At 38.3% G+C, this 18007-nt stretch carries 15 protein-coding genes, 3 tRNA genes and 1 pseudogene; 8 read left to right on the top strand and 11 right to left on the bottom strand.

Annotation, left to right across the window (positions count from 1 at the left end):
• The first annotated feature begins 13 nt into the window (after positions 1-13).
• The gene (spoT, locus tag A1D26_RS08285; protein ID WP_157403571.1) at positions 14-2122 is read left to right on the top strand and encodes a bifunctional GTP diphosphokinase/guanosine-3',5'-bis pyrophosphate 3'-pyrophosphohydrolase; all 2109 of its coding nucleotides are present in this window, start codon (positions 14-16) and stop codon (positions 2120-2122) included.
• A 119-nt stretch (positions 2123-2241) separates the two neighbouring features.
• Entirely contained in the window at positions 2242-4323 is a 2082-nt protein-coding gene (recG, locus tag A1D26_RS08280; protein ID WP_157403570.1) for an ATP-dependent DNA helicase RecG, read from the top strand.
• 276 nt (positions 4324-4599) lie between these two features.
• Here the strand turns inward: recG and A1D26_RS08275 are convergent, their stop codons facing one another.
• The 7 genes and pseudogenes from A1D26_RS08275 to A1D26_RS08245 all read right to left on the bottom strand — a co-directional run.
• A complete protein-coding gene (locus A1D26_RS08275; protein WP_157403569.1) occupies positions 4600-5085 on the bottom strand; it encodes a hypothetical protein in 486 nt (161 codons plus the stop codon).
• Between the two features lie 123 nt (positions 5086-5208).
• Positions 5209-5298, bottom strand: a tRNA-Ser gene (locus A1D26_RS08270).
• Between the two features lie 83 nt (positions 5299-5381).
• A tRNA-Ser gene (locus A1D26_RS08265) sits at positions 5382-5471 on the bottom strand.
• Between the two features lie 90 nt (positions 5472-5561).
• On the bottom strand, positions 5562-6656 hold the full coding sequence (trmA, locus tag A1D26_RS08260) for a tRNA (uridine(54)-C5)-methyltransferase TrmA (RefSeq protein ID WP_157403568.1): 1095 nt from the start codon (positions 6654-6656) through the stop codon (positions 5562-5564).
• Positions 6657-6736: 80 nt separating this feature from the next.
• Positions 6737-7066: a DUF413 domain-containing protein gene (locus tag A1D26_RS08255; RefSeq protein ID WP_157403567.1), complete on the bottom strand. Its 330-nt coding sequence runs from the start codon at positions 7064-7066 to the stop codon at positions 6737-6739.
• Positions 7067-7150: 84 nt separating this feature from the next.
• Entirely contained in the window at positions 7151-8944 is a 1794-nt protein-coding gene (locus tag A1D26_RS08250) for an AMP-dependent synthetase/ligase (RefSeq protein WP_157403566.1), read from the bottom strand.
• Between the two features lie 122 nt (positions 8945-9066).
• Positions 9067-9540: pseudogene (locus A1D26_RS08245) on the bottom strand (helix-turn-helix domain-containing protein); the annotation flags it as partial.
• A gap of 138 nt (positions 9541-9678) precedes the next feature.
• Here A1D26_RS08245 and A1D26_RS08240 point away from each other — a divergent pair.
• Positions 9679-10863 carry a hypothetical protein gene (locus A1D26_RS08240; protein WP_157403565.1) on the top strand — a complete coding sequence of 395 codons (1185 nt, stop codon included), beginning with the start codon at positions 9679-9681 and terminating at the stop codon, positions 10861-10863.
• A 78-nt stretch (positions 10864-10941) separates the two neighbouring features.
• On the opposite strand, the gene hslO is transcribed toward A1D26_RS08240, so the two are convergent.
• Positions 10942-11817, bottom strand: coding sequence for an Hsp33 family molecular chaperone HslO (hslO, locus tag A1D26_RS08235; RefSeq protein WP_218958698.1), 876 nt, complete (start codon positions 11815-11817; stop codon positions 10942-10944).
• Positions 11814-12227 carry a ribosome-associated heat shock protein Hsp15 gene (gene hslR, locus A1D26_RS08230; protein ID WP_157403564.1) on the bottom strand — a complete coding sequence of 138 codons (414 nt, stop codon included), beginning with the start codon at positions 12225-12227 and terminating at the stop codon, positions 11814-11816. Before hslR ends, hslO begins: the two co-directional genes overlap by 4 nt.
• 194 nt (positions 12228-12421) lie before the next feature.
• Here hslR and rho point away from each other — a divergent pair, with 194 nt between their 5' ends.
• The 5 genes from rho (at position 12422) to A1D26_RS08205 (ending at position 16555) form a co-directional block, all read left to right on the top strand.
• Complete coding sequence (gene rho, locus A1D26_RS08225; protein WP_157403563.1) at positions 12422-13684, top strand: transcription termination factor Rho; 1263 nt, start codon at positions 12422-12424, stop codon at positions 13682-13684.
• Between the two features lie 220 nt (positions 13685-13904).
• Positions 13905-14573, top strand: a complete 669-nt coding sequence (locus A1D26_RS08220; protein WP_157403562.1) for a 7-cyano-7-deazaguanine/7-aminomethyl-7-deazaguanine transporter — start codon at positions 13905-13907, stop codon at positions 14571-14573.
• Between the two features lie 129 nt (positions 14574-14702).
• A complete protein-coding gene (gene map / locus A1D26_RS08215; RefSeq protein ID WP_157403561.1) occupies positions 14703-15509 on the top strand; it encodes a type I methionyl aminopeptidase in 807 nt (268 codons plus the stop codon).
• A 100-nt stretch (positions 15510-15609) separates the two neighbouring features.
• A complete protein-coding gene (dnaQ, locus tag A1D26_RS08210) occupies positions 15610-16377 on the top strand; it encodes a DNA polymerase III subunit epsilon (RefSeq protein ID WP_157403560.1) in 768 nt (255 codons plus the stop codon).
• Positions 16378-16478: 101 nt separating this feature from the next.
• Positions 16479-16555: transfer RNA gene (locus A1D26_RS08205), tRNA-Asp, on the top strand.
• Between the two features lie 72 nt (positions 16556-16627).
• On the opposite strand, the gene A1D26_RS08200 is transcribed toward A1D26_RS08205, so the two are convergent.
• On the bottom strand, positions 16628-17470 hold the full coding sequence (locus A1D26_RS08200) for a patatin-like phospholipase family protein (protein ID WP_157403559.1): 843 nt from the start codon (positions 17468-17470) through the stop codon (positions 16628-16630).
• Positions 17471-17914, bottom strand: coding sequence for an FMN-binding protein MioC (mioC, locus tag A1D26_RS08195; protein ID WP_157403558.1), 444 nt, complete (start codon positions 17912-17914; stop codon positions 17471-17473).
• Positions 17915-18007 lie beyond the last annotated feature (93 nt).

Genomic DNA, 18007 nt, shown 5'->3' with positions numbered 1-18007 from the left:
AGGAAGGTGCAACGTGGATCTTTTTGAACCTCTCAGTTCCATTATTCAAGGTTATCTGCCCGCAGAGCAAATCGAGCGAGTAAAACGTGCCTTTGTAGTGGCACGAGATGCTCACGAAGGTCAGTTCCGCTCAAGTGGCGAACCTTACATTACTCACCCTGTTGCAGTAGCCTGTATTATTGCTGAAATGAAACTCGATCACGAAGCAGTGATGGCAGCGTTGTTGCACGATGTGATCGAAGATACACCCTATACGGAAGAGCAACTTGCCGAAGAATTTGGGGCAAGTGTAGCGGAAATCGTACAGGGTGTTTCTAAGCTTGATAAGTTGAAGTTTCGTACTCGCCAAGAAGCACAGGTCGAAAATTTCCGTAAAATGATTTTGGCAATGACCAAAGATGTGCGGGTGGTATTAATTAAGTTATCCGACCGTACGCACAATATGCGGACATTAGGTGCATTACGCCCTGATAAGCGTTTGCGAATTGCGAAAGAAACCCTTGAAATTTATACACCATTGGCTCATCGTTTGGGAATGGAATCACTGAAAAATGAGCTAGAAGATCTTTGCTTTAAGGCAATGTATCCTTACCGTTATGAAGTGATTAAACGCTCAGTCGAAACGGCAAGAGGGAATTTGCAAGAGATGATTTTACGCATTTCTGCTGAAATCAAAGCTCGCTTAGATGAAGTAGGAATGAAATGTCGAGTGTATGGTAAAGAGCGCCCACTTTATTATCTTTATCAAAAAATTCGTGAAAAAACCCAACATTTTAATTCTATTTTAGATATTTATTCATTTCGTGTTGTAGTTGAAAGTGTCGATAACTGCTATCGAGTACTTGGGCAGATGCACTCACTATATAAGCCTCTCCCTTTCCAAGTTAAAGATTATATTGCTGTACCGAAAACCAATGGTTATCAATCTCTGCATACGTCTATGATTGGGCCTAGAGGCGTGCCTGTTGATGTGTTAATTCGTACTGAAGAGATGGATCAAATGGCTCGACTCGGCGTTGCGGCTCACTGGGGCTATCAAGATCACGTCAGTACTAGTGTGCAAGTTCGGACACAACAATGGCTAAAAAGTATCGTTGAGATGCAGCAAAGTGCAGGAAATTCAGCCGAGTTTATTGAGAATGTCAAATCAGATCTGTTCTCTAGTGATATTTATGTGTTTACCCCTAAAGGCCGAATTGTTCAACTTCCTGCAAATGCGACAGCGGTGGATTTTGCCTATGCGTTACATACGGATATTGGGGATCGCTGTATTGGTGCGGTCGTTGATCACAATCCATATCCACTTTCTCAACCATTACAATCAGGGCAAACCATTGAAATTCAAACCGCTGAGACAATACGATTAAATGCCCTATGGCTGAACTTTGTGGTAACAGCCAAAGCACGCTCTTGTATTCGTAGTACTTTAAAACGACAGCAACGTGATTCGGCTGTGTCTTTAGGTAAACGACAATTATTGCTTTCGCTCAATTCGCAAAACTTTGAGCAAATCGACCCGCTTGTGAAGCAAAATCTGCTTGATGAATTGAAATTAGCCAGTTTTGATGATCTCCTTGCAGAAATCGGCTTGGGTAATCAAATTAGTGGTGTAGTGGCACAACGTTTATCAGGGCAAAGATTAGAAATTGATACGGACGGTAATCCTGAAAATAATCAGCCATTAGCAATTCAAGGGGTTGATAGTAGCCTCATTAGCTTTGCAAAATGCTGTTTACCTGTGCCTGGTGATGAGATTATTGCTTATATTAGCTCAGGAAAAGGGCTAAGTATTCATCATATCGGTTGTCGAAATGTCCAAGATTATGCACAAGATCAGCGTCACTATATGCCAGTCAGTTGGGAAATTGCTAAAGAAAAATCGGTTGAGTTTGACGCGGAAATTTGGATTGATATTTTAAATCAACAGGGTGTACTGGCGGACATTACCACCGCTGTTGCTAAAATGAAAAGCAATATTCTTAGCATTCAGAGTGAAGCAAGAGCAGGCGGTGTTTACCAAGTGAAAATGTTGATTAGTGTAAAAGATAAAACACACCTAGATGCAATTTTGCATAAACTTTCTTATCTTGTCGGTGTGGTGAAAGCGGTAAGATCTGTTTAATTTTTTGCAAATATTGTTTAAATATTTAATAAACTCAGGGTGTTAGCAATCATTGATGATTGCGACACCCTTTGTAGTTTTATACAATCAAGCGGTCTATTTCTTCAGGAATTTTACAAATGAGCCAGCAATTATTAGATGGTGTTCCTTTAACTGCGCTTTCGGGTGTGGGATCTGCAATATCCGAAAAGCTAAGTAGAATTGGGATCAATAATGTGCAAGATCTGCTTTTCCATTTGCCGATGCGTTATGAAGATCGTACAAGGATCACGCCGATTATTGATCTACGCCCAGAATCTTATGCCACTATTGAAGGCATTGTTCAGCTAACAGAAGTGCAATTTGGTAAACGCCCTATTCTTTCTACAACGTTATCTGACGGCACCAGTAAAATTACCTTAAAATTTTTTAATTTTAATGCTGGGATGAAAAATAGCCTTGTGGCTGGAACAAGAGTAAAAGCCTTTGGTGAAGTTAGACGTGGGCGTTATATGGCGGAGATTCATCACCCTGAATATCAAATTATTCGGGGAAACCAACCGCTTGTATTGGCAGAAAGGCTTACACCTATTTACTCAACCACTGAAGGATTAAAGCAGGCATCACTCAGAAAATTAACCGATCAAGCTTTGGCGTTGTTGGATAAAATCCAGGTTGAAGAATTATTGCATGATCAATTCAATCCGTATCCATATAGTTTAAAGGACGCTTTAAAATTTTTACATCGCCCAACCCCTGATGTTTCTGTCGAATTATTGGAAAAAGGCGAACATTCCGCACAAAAAAGACTTATTTTTGAAGAGCTACTGGCACACAATTTAGCAATGCAGCAGATTAGAATTGGCGTGCAACAACATTATGCGGAATCATTAGGTTATCAAAGTGATTTAAAACAACGTTTTTTAGCTAGCCTTCCTTTTCAACCAACCAAGGCACAACAACGAGTAACTCTCGAAATTGAGCAAGATTTGTCCAAATCGTTCCCAATGATGCGGTTAGTGCAAGGCGATGTTGGTTCGGGAAAGACCCTTGTGGCTGCATTAGCGGCATTATTAGCCATTGATAATGGTAAACAAGTTGCGTTAATGGCACCTACTGAAATTTTAGCGGAGCAACACGCTACTAATTTTGCAAATTGGCTACAACCTTTTGGCATTGAAGTGGGCTGGTTAGCAGGAAAAGTAAAGGGAAAAGCACGTACCGCACAACTTGAAGCAATCAAAAATGGTAATGTGCAGATGATCATTGGAACTCACGCTCTTTTCCAAGAGCAAGTTGAATTTCATAACTTGGCATTAGTAATTATTGATGAACAACACCGATTTGGCGTGCATCAACGGCTGACATTACGAGAAAAGGGTGCTAAAGGCGATGTTTATCCACATCAGCTGATTATGACGGCAACGCCAATCCCCCGCACATTAGCAATGACAGTTTATGCTGATTTAGACACTTCTATTATTGATGAATTACCACCAGGTAGAACACCGATTACGACAGTTGCTATCTCAGAAGAACGTCGTGATGAAATTGTTCGCCGAGTATATCAAGCCTGTAAAAATGAGCATCGGCAGGCTTATTGGGTTTGTACTTTGATTGATGAATCAGAAGTACTCGAAGCTCAAGCCGCAGAAGCAATGGCAGAAGATTTACAAAGAGCCTTGCCCGATTTACGCATTGGTTTGGTTCACGGTAGAATGAAACCACAAGAAAAACAAGCAATTATGGCGGAATTTAAACAAGCAAATATTGATTTATTGGTTGCGACAACAGTGATTGAAGTCGGGGTTGATGTACCAAATGCCAGTTTGATGATTATTGAAAATTCCGAAAGATTAGGTTTAGCACAGTTGCACCAACTGCGTGGACGAGTCGGACGTGGTGCAACAGCGTCTCACTGCGTACTAATGTATAAAGCCCCATTAGGCAAGATTTCCAGTAAGCGTTTACAAGTAATGCGAGATAGCCAAGATGGGTTTGTGATTGCAGAGAAAGATCTTGAAATTCGTGGTACTGGCGAGATTCTAGGTACAAAACAGACAGGAATGGCGGAATTCAAAGTGGCTAATCTGATGAGAGATCGAAAAATAATCCCACTAGTGCAAAATTATGCAAAACAGATTATTGCTGCAAAACCAGAACTCACCAACCAACTTATTCACCGTTGGTTGAATAGTAAAACGGTGTACAGTAATGCGTAATAAGCAGTGAGATTTCGAGAACTTTTGGTGTAGAGGTTTTTATAACCAAAAAAATAGTTGCTAATAATATTTTTCTTATGCTATTAGCAACTATTTTGTCCTATATACCTTTTATTCATTTCTAAAAAGATAGCGATAAAGCCTCATAATATAAGGTCTTAACGAAATTTTAAAAAACTATATTTCCATTACACCATAGTTTGATAATGCTCACTGCTAACATATTGAAATATAAATGGAAATATGTCAGCAGTGATATCGTGAGAACTTAGAACTCTACTTTACTTCAATTTTTGAACCATCTGAGAACATAATTGTTTTAGCTCTGAATTGTGCTGAAATTTGAGCTCCTTGAGTTGAAAGAGCGGCTTTCGTTTGTTCTGGTAAGCTATCAAAAGGAATAGAGAATACGAGTGGTAAAGATTGTTTTGCGTTTAAACCATCTTTAATTGGTGCGGGTACATCTTGTACAAGGATTGCTTTATCTTGATAGAAATATACAGTTTCCCAATGGATTTGAGTAATCTTTTTCTTTGATTTATTTTCAACCGAATAATTAAAATTTACGATAGTTTGATTATTAACATTATTAATTTCAACTCCCCCAAATCTGAGAGAGATAGCATCTGAAAATTGTTTCAATGCTTTCTCTGTTTGTTTCTGTTCTTGTGTTGTCGCTTTACTGTTTTGTGTATTTGCATTTGCAGAATAGCAAGCAAGCATTGAAAGACTAATAATGAATAGGGATTTAATAAATTTCATTTTGATTCCTTAAGTAGTTAGTTAAATAAACTCAGCTATTCTAACCTTTTTATGAATATTTAGTGAATAGCGATAGCAATAAAAAAGCCGTAAGTTTTTAATGAACTTACGGCTTTTGTTATATGGCGGAGGAAGTGAGATTCGAACTCACGGAGGGCGTTAACCCTCGCCGGTTTTCAAGACCGGTGCATTCAACCGCTCTGCCATTCCTCCGAGTTGAAAGCTATTTAAAATTTTAATTGCTCTTTAGAGCGAAAACCTGCTGATAAATAATTATCAACAGGCTATATATTCAGTGGCGGAGGAAGTGAGATTCGAACTCACGGAGGGCGTTAACCCTCGCCGGTTTTCAAGACCGGTGCATTCAACCGCTCTGCCATTCCTCCGCTGAAAACAGGCGAGATGATATAGATAACCGAGATATCGGTCAAGTATAAAATGTATGAAACGCTTTAAATGCTTTATTTTTCGTCAGCTCAGCCTTTGCGAATTAACCATACCCCACTTTCAATATGATCGGTATAAGGGAATTGATCAAACAAGGCACAACGTTCAATTCGGTGAGTTTGTGTTAGCTGTTTTAAATTTTCTACTAGTGTATGTGGATTACACGAAATATATAAAATACGCTCATAATTTTGCACCATATTTAATGTATCTTGATCTAATCCAGCTCTTGGCGGATCAACAAAAATGGTATTACAATCATAAGCGTTAAGATCTACACCACGCAAGCGATAAAACTCTCGAACGCCATTGAGTGCCTGCGTAAATTCTTCGGCAGACATTCGGATAATTTGCAGATTAGTAATACCATTTTTCTCAATATTATATTGCGCTGATTCTACCGATGATTTTGCAATTTCAGTGGCTAAAACTTTACGGAAATTACTGGCTAATGCAATGGAGAAATTGCCATTACCGCAATATAACTCAAGTAAATCGCCTTGACTCTCCCTCGTACAACTTCTTGCCCATTCCAACATTTTCTCGTTCATTTTACCATTCGGCTGAGTGAAGCTATTTTCTACTTGGCGATAAATATATTTTTGACCATCAACAGAAAGTTGTTCTTCTACATAATCACAGTCTAACGCAATTTTCTGTTTACTAGCCCTACCAATAACTTGTACATCAAAGCCTGAACCAATCAATCGCTGTTTAAGCAACTTCGCCTGTTCAATCCATTCATCCGTTAGCGCTTTGTGATAAAGCATCGAGACTGCAATCTGTCCGCTTAACGTGCTTAAATAATCGATTTGAAAAAGCTTTTTAGTTAAGAGTTCATTACCTTTAATTTCCGCTAATAAAACCGTCATCATTCGATTGATAAGCTGACTTGCAATAGGAAACTGATCGACACGATAACGAGCCTTTGTTTCAGGATCGAACATTATATGGAAAAGATCGCCATCTTCATGCCATACTCTAAATTCCGCACGCAAGCGAAAATGGCTAGTTTCTGAAGCAAATACTTCAAGCTCAGGGGCTGAATAGGGTAAAAGTAAAGCGGTTAGATTTGCTGTTTTTTTTGCAAGTAAATCAGAATATTGCGAAATGGGTAAAGTCATCGGTATATTGAGTTATTTTGAGAATAGCTAATTTAGAAAATATAAAAAAAGATAAGCGGTGGGTTATGCCCACCTACTCATTATTCTGAATCGTCGCCGCTACCAATATCGCCACTTACATCGCCAGAAAGAGTGTAAATGCGTTTAGTTTTGCTAGTTAACGTGCGATATTTTACCCATACTTTCTCTAAAAAAGTTTCAGGTGCTTTATCGCCTTTTACCACCGCAACAAATTGTTTTTCTTCTTCTGTTACTGGTGTGCGCTCACCACTTTCTAATGCTAAGCAAGCTTGACCAAATTGCTCTAAAGTCTGTGATTCACGAATGGTGTAATCTCCGTGACGAGAAAAACCACGCGGGTAATTTTTATCATCAAAAAAGCGACGAGTTACGCTAAAACTCTGTGCCATAATATGCCTCTTTATCTATCTAAGTTTAAAATCAAAAATCGGGCAAGCATTAAATCCAAATATGAAGAATAAATCAATGCTTTTTTACGATTTTGAATGATCTGACTTGCTGTACATCGCTTCAATTTGTGCTTTATAGCGTTCTAATATCACTTTTCGGCGTAATTTCAGCGTTGGCGTAATTTCTTCCATCTTCATTGTGAAAGCTTCAGGCAGCAAGGTAAATTTCTTCACTTGCTCAAAGCTCGGTAGCTCTTTTTGTAGCTCGTGAATACGCTTTTCGAACATTTGTACAATATCCGAATGTTTAATGAGATCTAAACGGTTATGATATTTGATATTCAACTGTTTAGCGTATTCTTCTAGGCTTTCAAAACAAGGCACAATCAACGCTGAAACATATTTCTTCGCATCAGCAATCACCGCAATTTGTTCAATAAATTTATCTTTACCAATTTTGCCTTCAATATATTGTGGCGCAATATATTTACCGTTTGAGGTTTTCATCAGCTCTTTAATACGATCTGTAATGTATAGATTACCTTCAGCGTCCATTTCTCCAGCATCACCTGTTTTTAAGAAACCATCGGCGGTAAAAGCTTGAGCGGTTTCTTCAGGCTTTTTGTAGTAACCACGCATTACCATTCCACCACGCACTAAAATCTCGTTGTCATCGCCAATTTTTACTTCCACATTAGGCATCAGCTTACCAATAGAATGAGGGTTAAATCCTTTATCTTGCCAACAAGAAACTGTTGCGGTTGTTTCTGTCATTCCGTAACCTAATTTGATGTTAATGCCAATGCTGTGGAAAAACATTCCAATAGTCGGTTCTAATTTGGCACCACCGCAAGGCATCATTCTCATTTTCCCACCGAGTAATGCTCGTAATTTTGATAACACTAATTTATCGGCTAAGGCATATTGCCAACGTAATAAAAGAGATGGTTTATCCGTTTGGCAATATTTTTCGCCCACTTTAATCGCCCACTTAAACAAAGCTTGGCGATGAGCTGGTGCTGTTTGTACTTTATCCCACACTGCCGCATAAATTTTTTCATATAAACGTGGCACCGCACACATTGTTGTTGGTTGTGTTTCGACTAATGCTTGGCGAACTAAATTAGTATCTTCCAAATAACAGTTTGTTGCACCACGATGGAAGACATACGCCACCCACGCACGCTCAAAAATATGCGAAAAAGGTAAGAATGAAAGGGAAACATCATTTTCATCGACGTTTAAGGCTTGGTCGTGTGCTTTAAGTTGGTGAGCTAAATTAGCATAATCTAGCATAACTCCTTTCGGCTCGCCTGTTGTACCTGATGTATAAATCAGTGTGAAGAGATCGGATAATTGTTTATCAGCCAAACGTTGCTCTAACAAAGTTTGTTGTGGCGCAACGCTAATAAAATCTTCCCAATAACAAGCTAACGGATGCTGACCTAGCTCAATACTGCTTTTCATTGCCACAATGTGTGTTAATTGAGAACAGTTGTTCGCTATTTCCAACACTTGATCATACTGTTCTTGGTCACCGACAAAGAGAATTTTAATATCGGCATCATTTACAATATATTCCACCTGTTTAGCGGTATTTGTGGCATAAATTGGCACTGAGATCGCTCTAATTTGCATTGCACCAATATCAGTAATTGTCCAACGTGGCATATTGTGAGCAAAGATACCAATTTTTTCTTGAACGCCAATACCCTTGGCTAACAACGCATAAGAGAGTTGGTTAATCTGAGAATGAAATGCAGACCACGAAAGTGATTGCCATTGATTTTGCTCTAGAAAGCGTACAGCTGTACTCTCAGCCAATTGCTGAGCTTGAATGTTAAAACGATTAACAAAATGAAAATTCAACAGATCCATCTCGCTGTTTGACCCTATAATTTCAGCTTACAAATGTTCGCTAATATAAAAGTTTAGGATCTAAAAATCTAGAAAAAAGTGAACAGCTGTACGCTGATTTTATAAAAAATAATAAGCTGTAGGATTTCGCCACACGCAATATCATCTTCTTTCTTACGTTCAAGTACTTGAACTTGGCTTTCACTTAAGATAATTCCTTTCTCAGCCACTTCTTTTTCCAACGCATTTAAACGCTGTTTAACGTTAGCAAGATGATGGCGTAGCCAAATGGAACGAACACCACCGGCTGAAACAAAAACACTTTGCTTGCGAAGTTCATTACTCACTCAAACTTGTCCGTAAGCGGGAAAATCAAGGGCAAATTTTACAACAGCTTGCTCAATATGCTCATCTACTCGATTTTTGATATTCTGTACCCGACGAGTTTGGTTAAGTAACGCTTCAACACCGCCTTGCTCTACGGCTTGTTGATAGCGATAGAATGTATCTCGGCTCATTCCCATCGCTTTACAAGCTTAAGAAATGTTGCCAAGTTCTTCTGCTAAATTAAGTAAACCGGTCTTGTGTTTAATGAGTGGGTTGTTAGAATAAAACATGAGAGTTTCCTTTTTTGCTTAGATTGAATTTTGATACTCATATGCTAAACGGGAAACTCTCATTTTTATAATGATTTGTCAGATCAAGTCTGAGCTTCTACAATTATAGACCGTCATCTTAAAATCAAGGAAACCTCTATGTCATTCTTTTTTAAATTATTTTCTAAATTCTTTACAAAAGCCCCTCAACAAGATTTCATTTTACATAGCATTCATTTTGAAACGCCAGAGTCAGAAACACTTACCGATGGTGATTTTTTGTGGGCGACCATTGATTTTGAAAGCAAATATGACTGCCAGCTGTGGTTATTACCAGTTTTAGAACACCCCTCGGAAGCAGGCTCATCTCTAGGTGGTGGTTATATGCCGTCTGATGTATTGCCTTCGGGAAGACATCAGATTAAACGTTATTTTTATTTTAACAATATTGATGCTCAAATATATCCCAATGGTTTAAAGGTCGTTGGTACAAGGATTCGTGCAATGGCTGATACACAGATGCTGTACGAAGAAGTACATTCCATTCATTACCAGTATTTGCCATTTTCAGCAGAAGTATTAGCCGAACGCCAAGCAGCAGACAAAGAAAACCTAAAAGTTGAATTTGTTTCTGTAAGTTGCCAAGATCGTATTTTATCGCCGAATGATAGCATTAGCGTTGGCTCCAGTATCACTGTACGCATTCATACACCTAATGATGATTTGACGTTTTGTTGTTTTGCAAAAACCGATTCATCATTCGGTTATAACCCAATGACCTCCCCATACGAAGGCAAAGCGGATTTGTCTTTTACTATGCACGAAATAGGGGAAATTAGTGGTTTTGCGATTACAGCATATAATCGTTATGACATTCTGATTGATACACTTGATATAGATTTCCCACTCCAAGTAGAAGATTGGCGTGATGATGGCAAAGATCAAGCGGTTAGATTTGATTTTGATGGTGCCTATGATGCCACACCAGATGAAAATAAAGAATATTCTGCAGTTTCTGAAGGTAGTACAATTAGCTCTGATAGAGAGATTCGTTTATATACTTATCTCAATCATCAGGCAAAGCACGGTGCATCGATAAAGATTTATGACATCGTGAATGGAGCAATTAACGAAGAATTATACCAATCTAGCATCATTAACAGTGAAGCCTGTAAAGAAGAAAACTATTATTTTTACTCCGAAATAAACTGGGAAAATGTTGATTTTTCAGAAAACCCTGTTTATGAAGTTTCAGGTTTTTACTTGGTATTGCTCAATATTGCAGATGAAGTACTGGCAGAACAAGTGATTGATTTTCCTTTAACTATTCACAGTGAAGAATAATTACCAGCTATGATGACGATGAAGCGGTCAGATTTCGCAAATTTTTTACCAAATCTAACCGCTTGAAAGAGAAGTTTATTATGCTTGTTGTTTGAGTGCATTGATGGCGTTTTCGTCAAAGAAATATTGTGTGCCACAACATTCGCATTGCATATCTATTACCCCATTTTTTTCCTCAAGCATTTCCGCAATTTCTTCATCTGGCACGAGCATAATCGCAGCACCTGAACGTTCTCTTGAACAACCACATTTAAATTCAGTCTGTTGAGCAGGATAAACTTCAACCACTTCTTCGTGGAATAAGCGATAAAGTAGTTCTTCAGCACTTAAACTAAATAATTCATCATCTTTTATCGTGGATGTTAGTGTCGCTAAATGTTCAAAATCCTCCGGCGTACCTGTACCATCTGGAACAATTTGTAATAAAGTTCCGCCGGCGACAGCTTGTCCTACATACTCCCCAACACGAATAACTAATTGTGTTGCTAACTGCTCTGAACGAGCAAAATAGTCTTCTAAACATTCGCTAATAGTTGATTTATCAAGACTAACTACGCCTTGATAACGCTCGCCTTTTTCAGGAATAATTGAGATAACCAAGACACCATTGCCGATCATTTCAGACAATGTCGCGTTGTCTGCAATATCACCATCAACGCGAGCTAAAGCACGAAATTGTTGTTGATCATTACCGTTTACCACCGCTAATTTTAGTGCTCCATCTCCCTGAATTTGCACCGTAATAGCCCCTTCAAATTTAAGGGTTGCAGTGAGTAAGCTAGTTGCTACCAACATTTCTCCCAATAGATTTTGTACTGCCTTAGGGTAATGATGAGTATTAAGGGTTTCGGTAAACGTATTATTTAAACGTACCCATTCGCCACGTACTGCACGATTTTGGAAAAGAAAGCGATAGAGTTTGTCATTATCTTGATGAGCTTGAATTGGGGTCATAATGTATCCGAGTTAGTCAGTTTAAATTTAATCAGATCTCGACGTTCTTTTTTATTTGGACGACGATCTGGATGTGGCATAGAAAGTGCATTTGCTTTACGAGCAAAGGCTAATTTCTCACGTTCTTGAATGCTTTTTTCTGTTTCTTGATAAAGTTTTTGTGCTTCGGGTGCGCCTTTACGTTGATCGCTTAAAGCCATAACCAAAATCTCTTTTTCTTCATTCCCTTGGCGAAGTTTAATGGTTGCTCCAACTTCAACGGTTTTACTTACTTTGGCTCGCTGTCCATTATATTGCACCTTTCCGCCTTCTATCATTGCTTTCGCAATGCTGCGGGTTTTATAAAAACGAGCGGCCCATAACCATTTATCTAGGCGAATATCGTTATTTTCGGTCTCTTTTTGTTTCATTATCAAGTTACTTTAGCAAAACAATAGCCTGCAAGATGGGGGGATTTTATAGAAATTCAAGCAACAAGCGGTAAGATTTCAGAAAAAATTTGCAAAAAAGCCAATTTCGCTGTATTCTTCAGCAACTCAATTCTATTGAAATTCCTGAATTAATCTAATATTTAATCCAATCTTAAACAACATATAACATTTCTATGCATCTTACAGAACTAAAAAATACACCTGTTTCGGAGCTTGTCCGTATTGGTGAAGAACAAATGGGGCTAGAGAATTTAGCTCGTTTACGCAAACAAGACATCGTTTTCGCTATTCTTAAACAACACGCCAAAAGTGGTGAAGATATTTTCGGGCAAGGCGTGTTAGAAATTTTACCAGATGGTTTTGGTTTCTTACGTTCAGGCGATAGCTCTTATTTAGCCGGCCCTGATGATATTTATGTTTCCCCAAGCCAAATTCGCCGTTTTAATTTACAAACAGGTGATTCGATTGAAGGGAAAATTCGCCCACCAAAAGAAGGTGAACGTTATTTCGCACTTTTAAAAGTCGATAAAGTAAATGATGACAAGCCTGAAGTTTCTCGTAGCAAAATCTTATTTGAAAACTTAACCCCATTACACGCTAACTCTCGTTTAAGAATGGAACGTGGTAATGGCTCAACTGAAGATTTAACCGCTCGTATTTTAGATTTAGCATCACCTATCGGAAAAGGGCAACGTGGTTTGATTGTTGCACCACCAAAAGCGGGTAAAACCGTTCTTCTACAAAATATCGCTCAAAGCATTACGAATAACTACCCTGAATGTGAATTGATCGTTCTCTTGATCGATGAGCGTCCAGAAGAAGTAACAGAAATGCAACGCACAGTGCGTGGTGAAGTTATTGCTTCTACCTTTGATGAGCCAGCAACACGCCACGTTCAAGTTGCTGAAATGGTAATCGAAAAAGCAAAACGCTTAGTTGAACATAAAAAAGATGTGGTGATCTTACTTGACTCTATTACCCGTTTAGCTCGTGCTTATAACACAGTTACGCCAGCGTCAGGTAAAATTTTATCAGGTGGTGTGGATGCTAACGCATTACATCGTCCAAAACGTTTCTTCGGTGCTGCGCGTAACGTAGAAGAAGGTGGTAGCTTAACCATTATTGCGACTGCACTTGTTGATACAGGCTCAAAAATGGACGAAGTTATTTTTGAAGAGTTTAAAGGAACAGGTAATATGGAGTTACACCTTTCACGCAAAATTGCTGAAAAACGTGTATTCCCAGCAATTGACTTTAACCGTTCAGGTACTCGTAAAGAAGACTTACTCACTACACCTGATGAATTACAAAAAATGTGGATTCTGCGTAAAATTCTTAACCCAATGGGTGAAGTGGAAGCGATGGAATTCTTAATTGATAAGCTGATGGTAGCTAAAACGAACGATGAATTCTTTGAAATAATGAAACGTTCATAATGGCAGAGTAATAAAATCGCAAACTAGGCAGCTTACAATCGGTCAGTTTTCAGATTATTTTTGCAAACAAGGGCTAAATTTTAGTCCTTGTTGTTTTTTAGAGTAAATTGTACGCGGTATTGCACTAAATTTTCTTGATCTTTTCGCGCTTGCGAGTATCATTCTGCCTCCATTTTCACTTTGGGTTCCCTAACCCCAAATTTTAACAAAAAGGTACAATATGACTATTCTTAACTTTTCCGATGCACAAGTGCGTCGTTCTTTATGTTTACTCTCATTATTCCACATCTTTATCATCACCATTAGTAATTATCTTGTACAAATTACTTTTGAGATAAAACTACCTTTCACAGATAGCGTTATTCCAACAACTTGGGGGACATTCAGCTTTCCATTTATCTTCCTTGCTACCGATTTAACCGTACGGGTTTTTGGTGCGGATTTAGCTCGCCGAATTATTTTTTTAGTGATGCTCCCTGCCTTAATTACAAGTTACATCATTTCAGTGATTTTCTTTGAAGGGGTATTTCAAGGTTTCTCTACCCTAACCGAATTTAACTTATTTGTATTTCGTATCGCTTTAGCGAGCTTTGCTGGCTATGCAGTGGGGCAGTTAATGGATATTTTTGTATTTAACCGCTTACGTCAAGGCAAACACTGGTGGTTAGCTCCTGCAAGCTCGACAACCTTCGGAAGTCTGATCGATACTTTTGTGTTCTTTGCTGTTGCGTTCTACCAAAGTAGCGATCCTTATATGGCGGAGCATTGGTTTGCGATCGGCACTGTCGATTACGCGTTCAAACTAGTTGTAAGTCTTATCTTATTTTTGCCACTATATGGCGTCTTACTTAATATCATTATTAAGAAATTACACTTAGCAGTGAAATAATCCAGTATAAGCGGTAAGATTTTGCAAACAATTTACAGAATCTCACCGCTTACAAATGATTTCCTTTCGTGAATTCTTATCTCAAAAGCAGTATAATGGCTCTACTTTGTTTCCTAGCGAGAGTTAATAATGAAAAATATTGCAATCCGAACAGAGCAAGAGATCGAAAAATTACGCTTAGCTTGTCAGTTAGCGTCTGATGTTCTTGTGATGATCGAACCTTATGTAAAAGAAGGGATTACTACGGGCGAACTTGATCGTATTTGCCAAGAATATATCGAAAAGGTTCAACAAGCTATCCCAGCCTGTTTAGGCTATCATGGATATCCTAAAGCAACTTGTATTTCACTAAATGAAGTGGTTTGCCATGGTATCCCACACGATGATAAAAAGCTGAAAAAAGGTGATATTCTCAACATTGATGTAACGGTTATTAAAGACGGTTATTTTGGAGATAACTCCAAAATGTATGTGGTGGGTGAACCAAGCATTCGAGATAAGCGTTTAATTGAAGTGACACAAGAGTCACTCTACAAAGCATTAAGAATTGTAAAACCAGGTATTCGCTTAAATCAAATTGGTAAAACGATTCAACAATATGTTGAAAAAGAAGGTTTTTCAGTGGTTAGAGAATACTGCGGACATGGTATCGGCGATGAATTTCACTGCGATCCACAAGTCTTACATTATTTTAGCGATGATGGCGGTGTAATTTTACAAGAAGGAATGGTCTTTACGATTGAGCCAATGATCAACTCAGGCAAAAAAGAAGTGCGTCTGATGAATGACGGATGGACAGTTAAAACGAAAGACCGTAGCCATTCTGCACAATTTGAGCACCAAATTGTAGTCACTAAAGACGGTTGTGAAATAATGACCATTCGTGAAGAAGAAATTACCGAAGGCAGAATTCAGAGAATAATGAAAAATGCATAGGTAAGCAATCTAAAGCAGTTGCTACAAAAATTGACTGTTTGTGCAACTGCTACATAATCTCAATAATATCCCACATATTTTACTAGCCTTTAAAGATAAAATGAGCGAACAACCGATACTACGCCAAGTAGTCCTTGATACTGAAACAACAGGAATGAATTTCAATGGTGCGCCACATATTGGACATAACATTATTGAAATTGGTGCGGTAGAAGTGATTAACCGCCGCTTAACAGGTAAAACTTATCACGTCTATATCAAACCTCCACGAGAAGTCGAAGAAGAAGCAATAAAAGTTCATGGTATTACCAATGAAATGTTGGTGGATAAACCCACTTTTGCCGAAATTGCTGATGAGTTTCTTGAGTTTATTAAAGGTGCTGAGCTCATTATTCATAATGCTCCCTTTGACGTAGGCTTTATCGATCATGAATTTTCATTTTTAGCTAATCCCCCTGACAAAGTTGCCGAAATGTGTATGGTAACAGATAGCTTACAGCTCGCCCGAAAAATGTACCCAGGTAAGCGAAATAACCTAGATGCGCTTTGTGATCGATTAGGTATCGATAATAGCAAGCGTGTATTACACGGAGCGTTATTGGATGCGGAAATCCTTGCCGATGTATTCTTGGTGATGACAGGTGGGCAAATTGCATTACTAGCCGATGAAGAGACAGAAGCAAATACTATCGGTAGCGATAATAATTTTGAACATAAAGCTATCAATAGTGAAGGTTTAATAGTGTTACAACCGAGCGAAGAAGAACAACAAGCACACTTAGATTACTTGAAATTACTCGATAAGAAATCTAAAGGAAATTGCTTATGGACAAAAATAGCTATTGATGATGACACGAGCATAAACTAAAAAATGCACGAACTGTATAGTAAAAAAGCAACCAAAAGAAATTTTGAAAAAAGTATTTGACGCTATATAACGAAATTATTATTATACGCCTCGTTCGTTGCGGAGTGGTAGTTCAGCTGGTTAGAATACCTGCCTGTCACGCAGGGGGTCGCGGGTTCGAGTCCCGTCCATTCCGCCAATTAATTTAAACGTCATAATATAACTCCTTATTACGTTAGAAAGAGCCACTTAATAGTGGCTTTTTTCATTTCTAGTACTCTAAATACACCTTGAGTTTCTCCATTACATTGCGAGCATCAGATACACCAAGATCATACATTGCTTGCACTTTACTAAGGTCTTTTTCAATACGTTTAATGGCCAAAGTTTGCGAGGGACGTATCACAAAAATTTTACCCTCTTTTTCTAACCCAATGATTTTTTCTACTTTTTGATTATATTCTTGATAACGATTATCTAGCGTGCGAGCTAAATTTGGATAGCGGTAATAAAAGAGTTTGCTCATCAATTTATTCGATGGCGTTTTGCGATATTCCAATGGGCGAGTTAATATCACAATCATTTTATCCATACCTAACGCTTGGCATTTTTCTATCGGAATAGAATCAGCGATACCGCCATCTAAATAAAGTTGATTATTGTATTCTACCACTTTAGAAACATAAGGCATTGCTGATGTTGCTCTAAGCGCTTCCATTTGAACAAAGGGATCAGTAATTTTGATATATTCTGCTTTTCCTGTAACCACATTAGTCACGGTTGCATAAAAATCAATGCCCGATTGTTTAAAGCGTTCATTATCAAAAGGATCATACTTAAAAGGCACGTCATAAAATGCAAATTCTTTATTCACAACGTTACCTGTTGTCAGCCAACTTTGTAAACTGATATAACGTTTATCATTTAAAAACTGTTTGTTATATCGTAAAGCCCTACCTTTTTGTTGCGATGGAAAATTTGCTCCAAACAACGCACCAGCAGAAACGCTCACAATGCTATCAATTTTAATCTTTTCATCTAAAAAAACATCAAGTACCCCTGCGGTGAACATTCCTCGCATTGCCCCGCCTTCTAGTACTAATCCGATTTTCATTTATAGCTTCTCAACCAAGTTTGGTAACCACGCTTCAGCACTACCATCGTGATCAAAGTCACTTACCACATCAATGCGTAAAGATTCACACACTTGCGTTGCACCGAGAGAACTTAAAGTCTCTTCCACAATATTTACCGCATTACAGAAAGTGTCGTAATCGGAACTGCCTAACCCAATTACTCCAAATTTCATTTGGCTAAAATCAGGGCGTTGTTCTAATAAATCTGCAAATAAAGGTTGAATATTTTCAGGTAGCTCACCAGCTCCATGTGTAGAAGTAACGACCAATAAATTAGATTGATGCTGAATATCCGCCAATTCAGCCTGATTATATAGCTCGACCTCGAAGCCTTGCGCGGTTAAAACATCATTTAGGTTATCTGCCACATATTCCGCACCGCCTAAGGTGCTACCGGTGATGATACAAATAGATTTCGACATAGCATACTCATATTGTAAAAAAATCGACTTATTCTAGAAGAATTGTTATAAAGAATAAACCAGTTTTGTACAAGATTAGTATCTATCACAATC

The sequence above is a fragment of the Ursidibacter maritimus genome, assembly GCF_009761395.1.
Taxonomy (GTDB): Bacteria; Pseudomonadota; Gammaproteobacteria; order Enterobacterales; family Pasteurellaceae; genus Ursidibacter; species Ursidibacter maritimus.
Note: the sequence above shows the minus strand (reverse complement) of the source record. Positions and strands in the feature narration are given on the sequence as shown.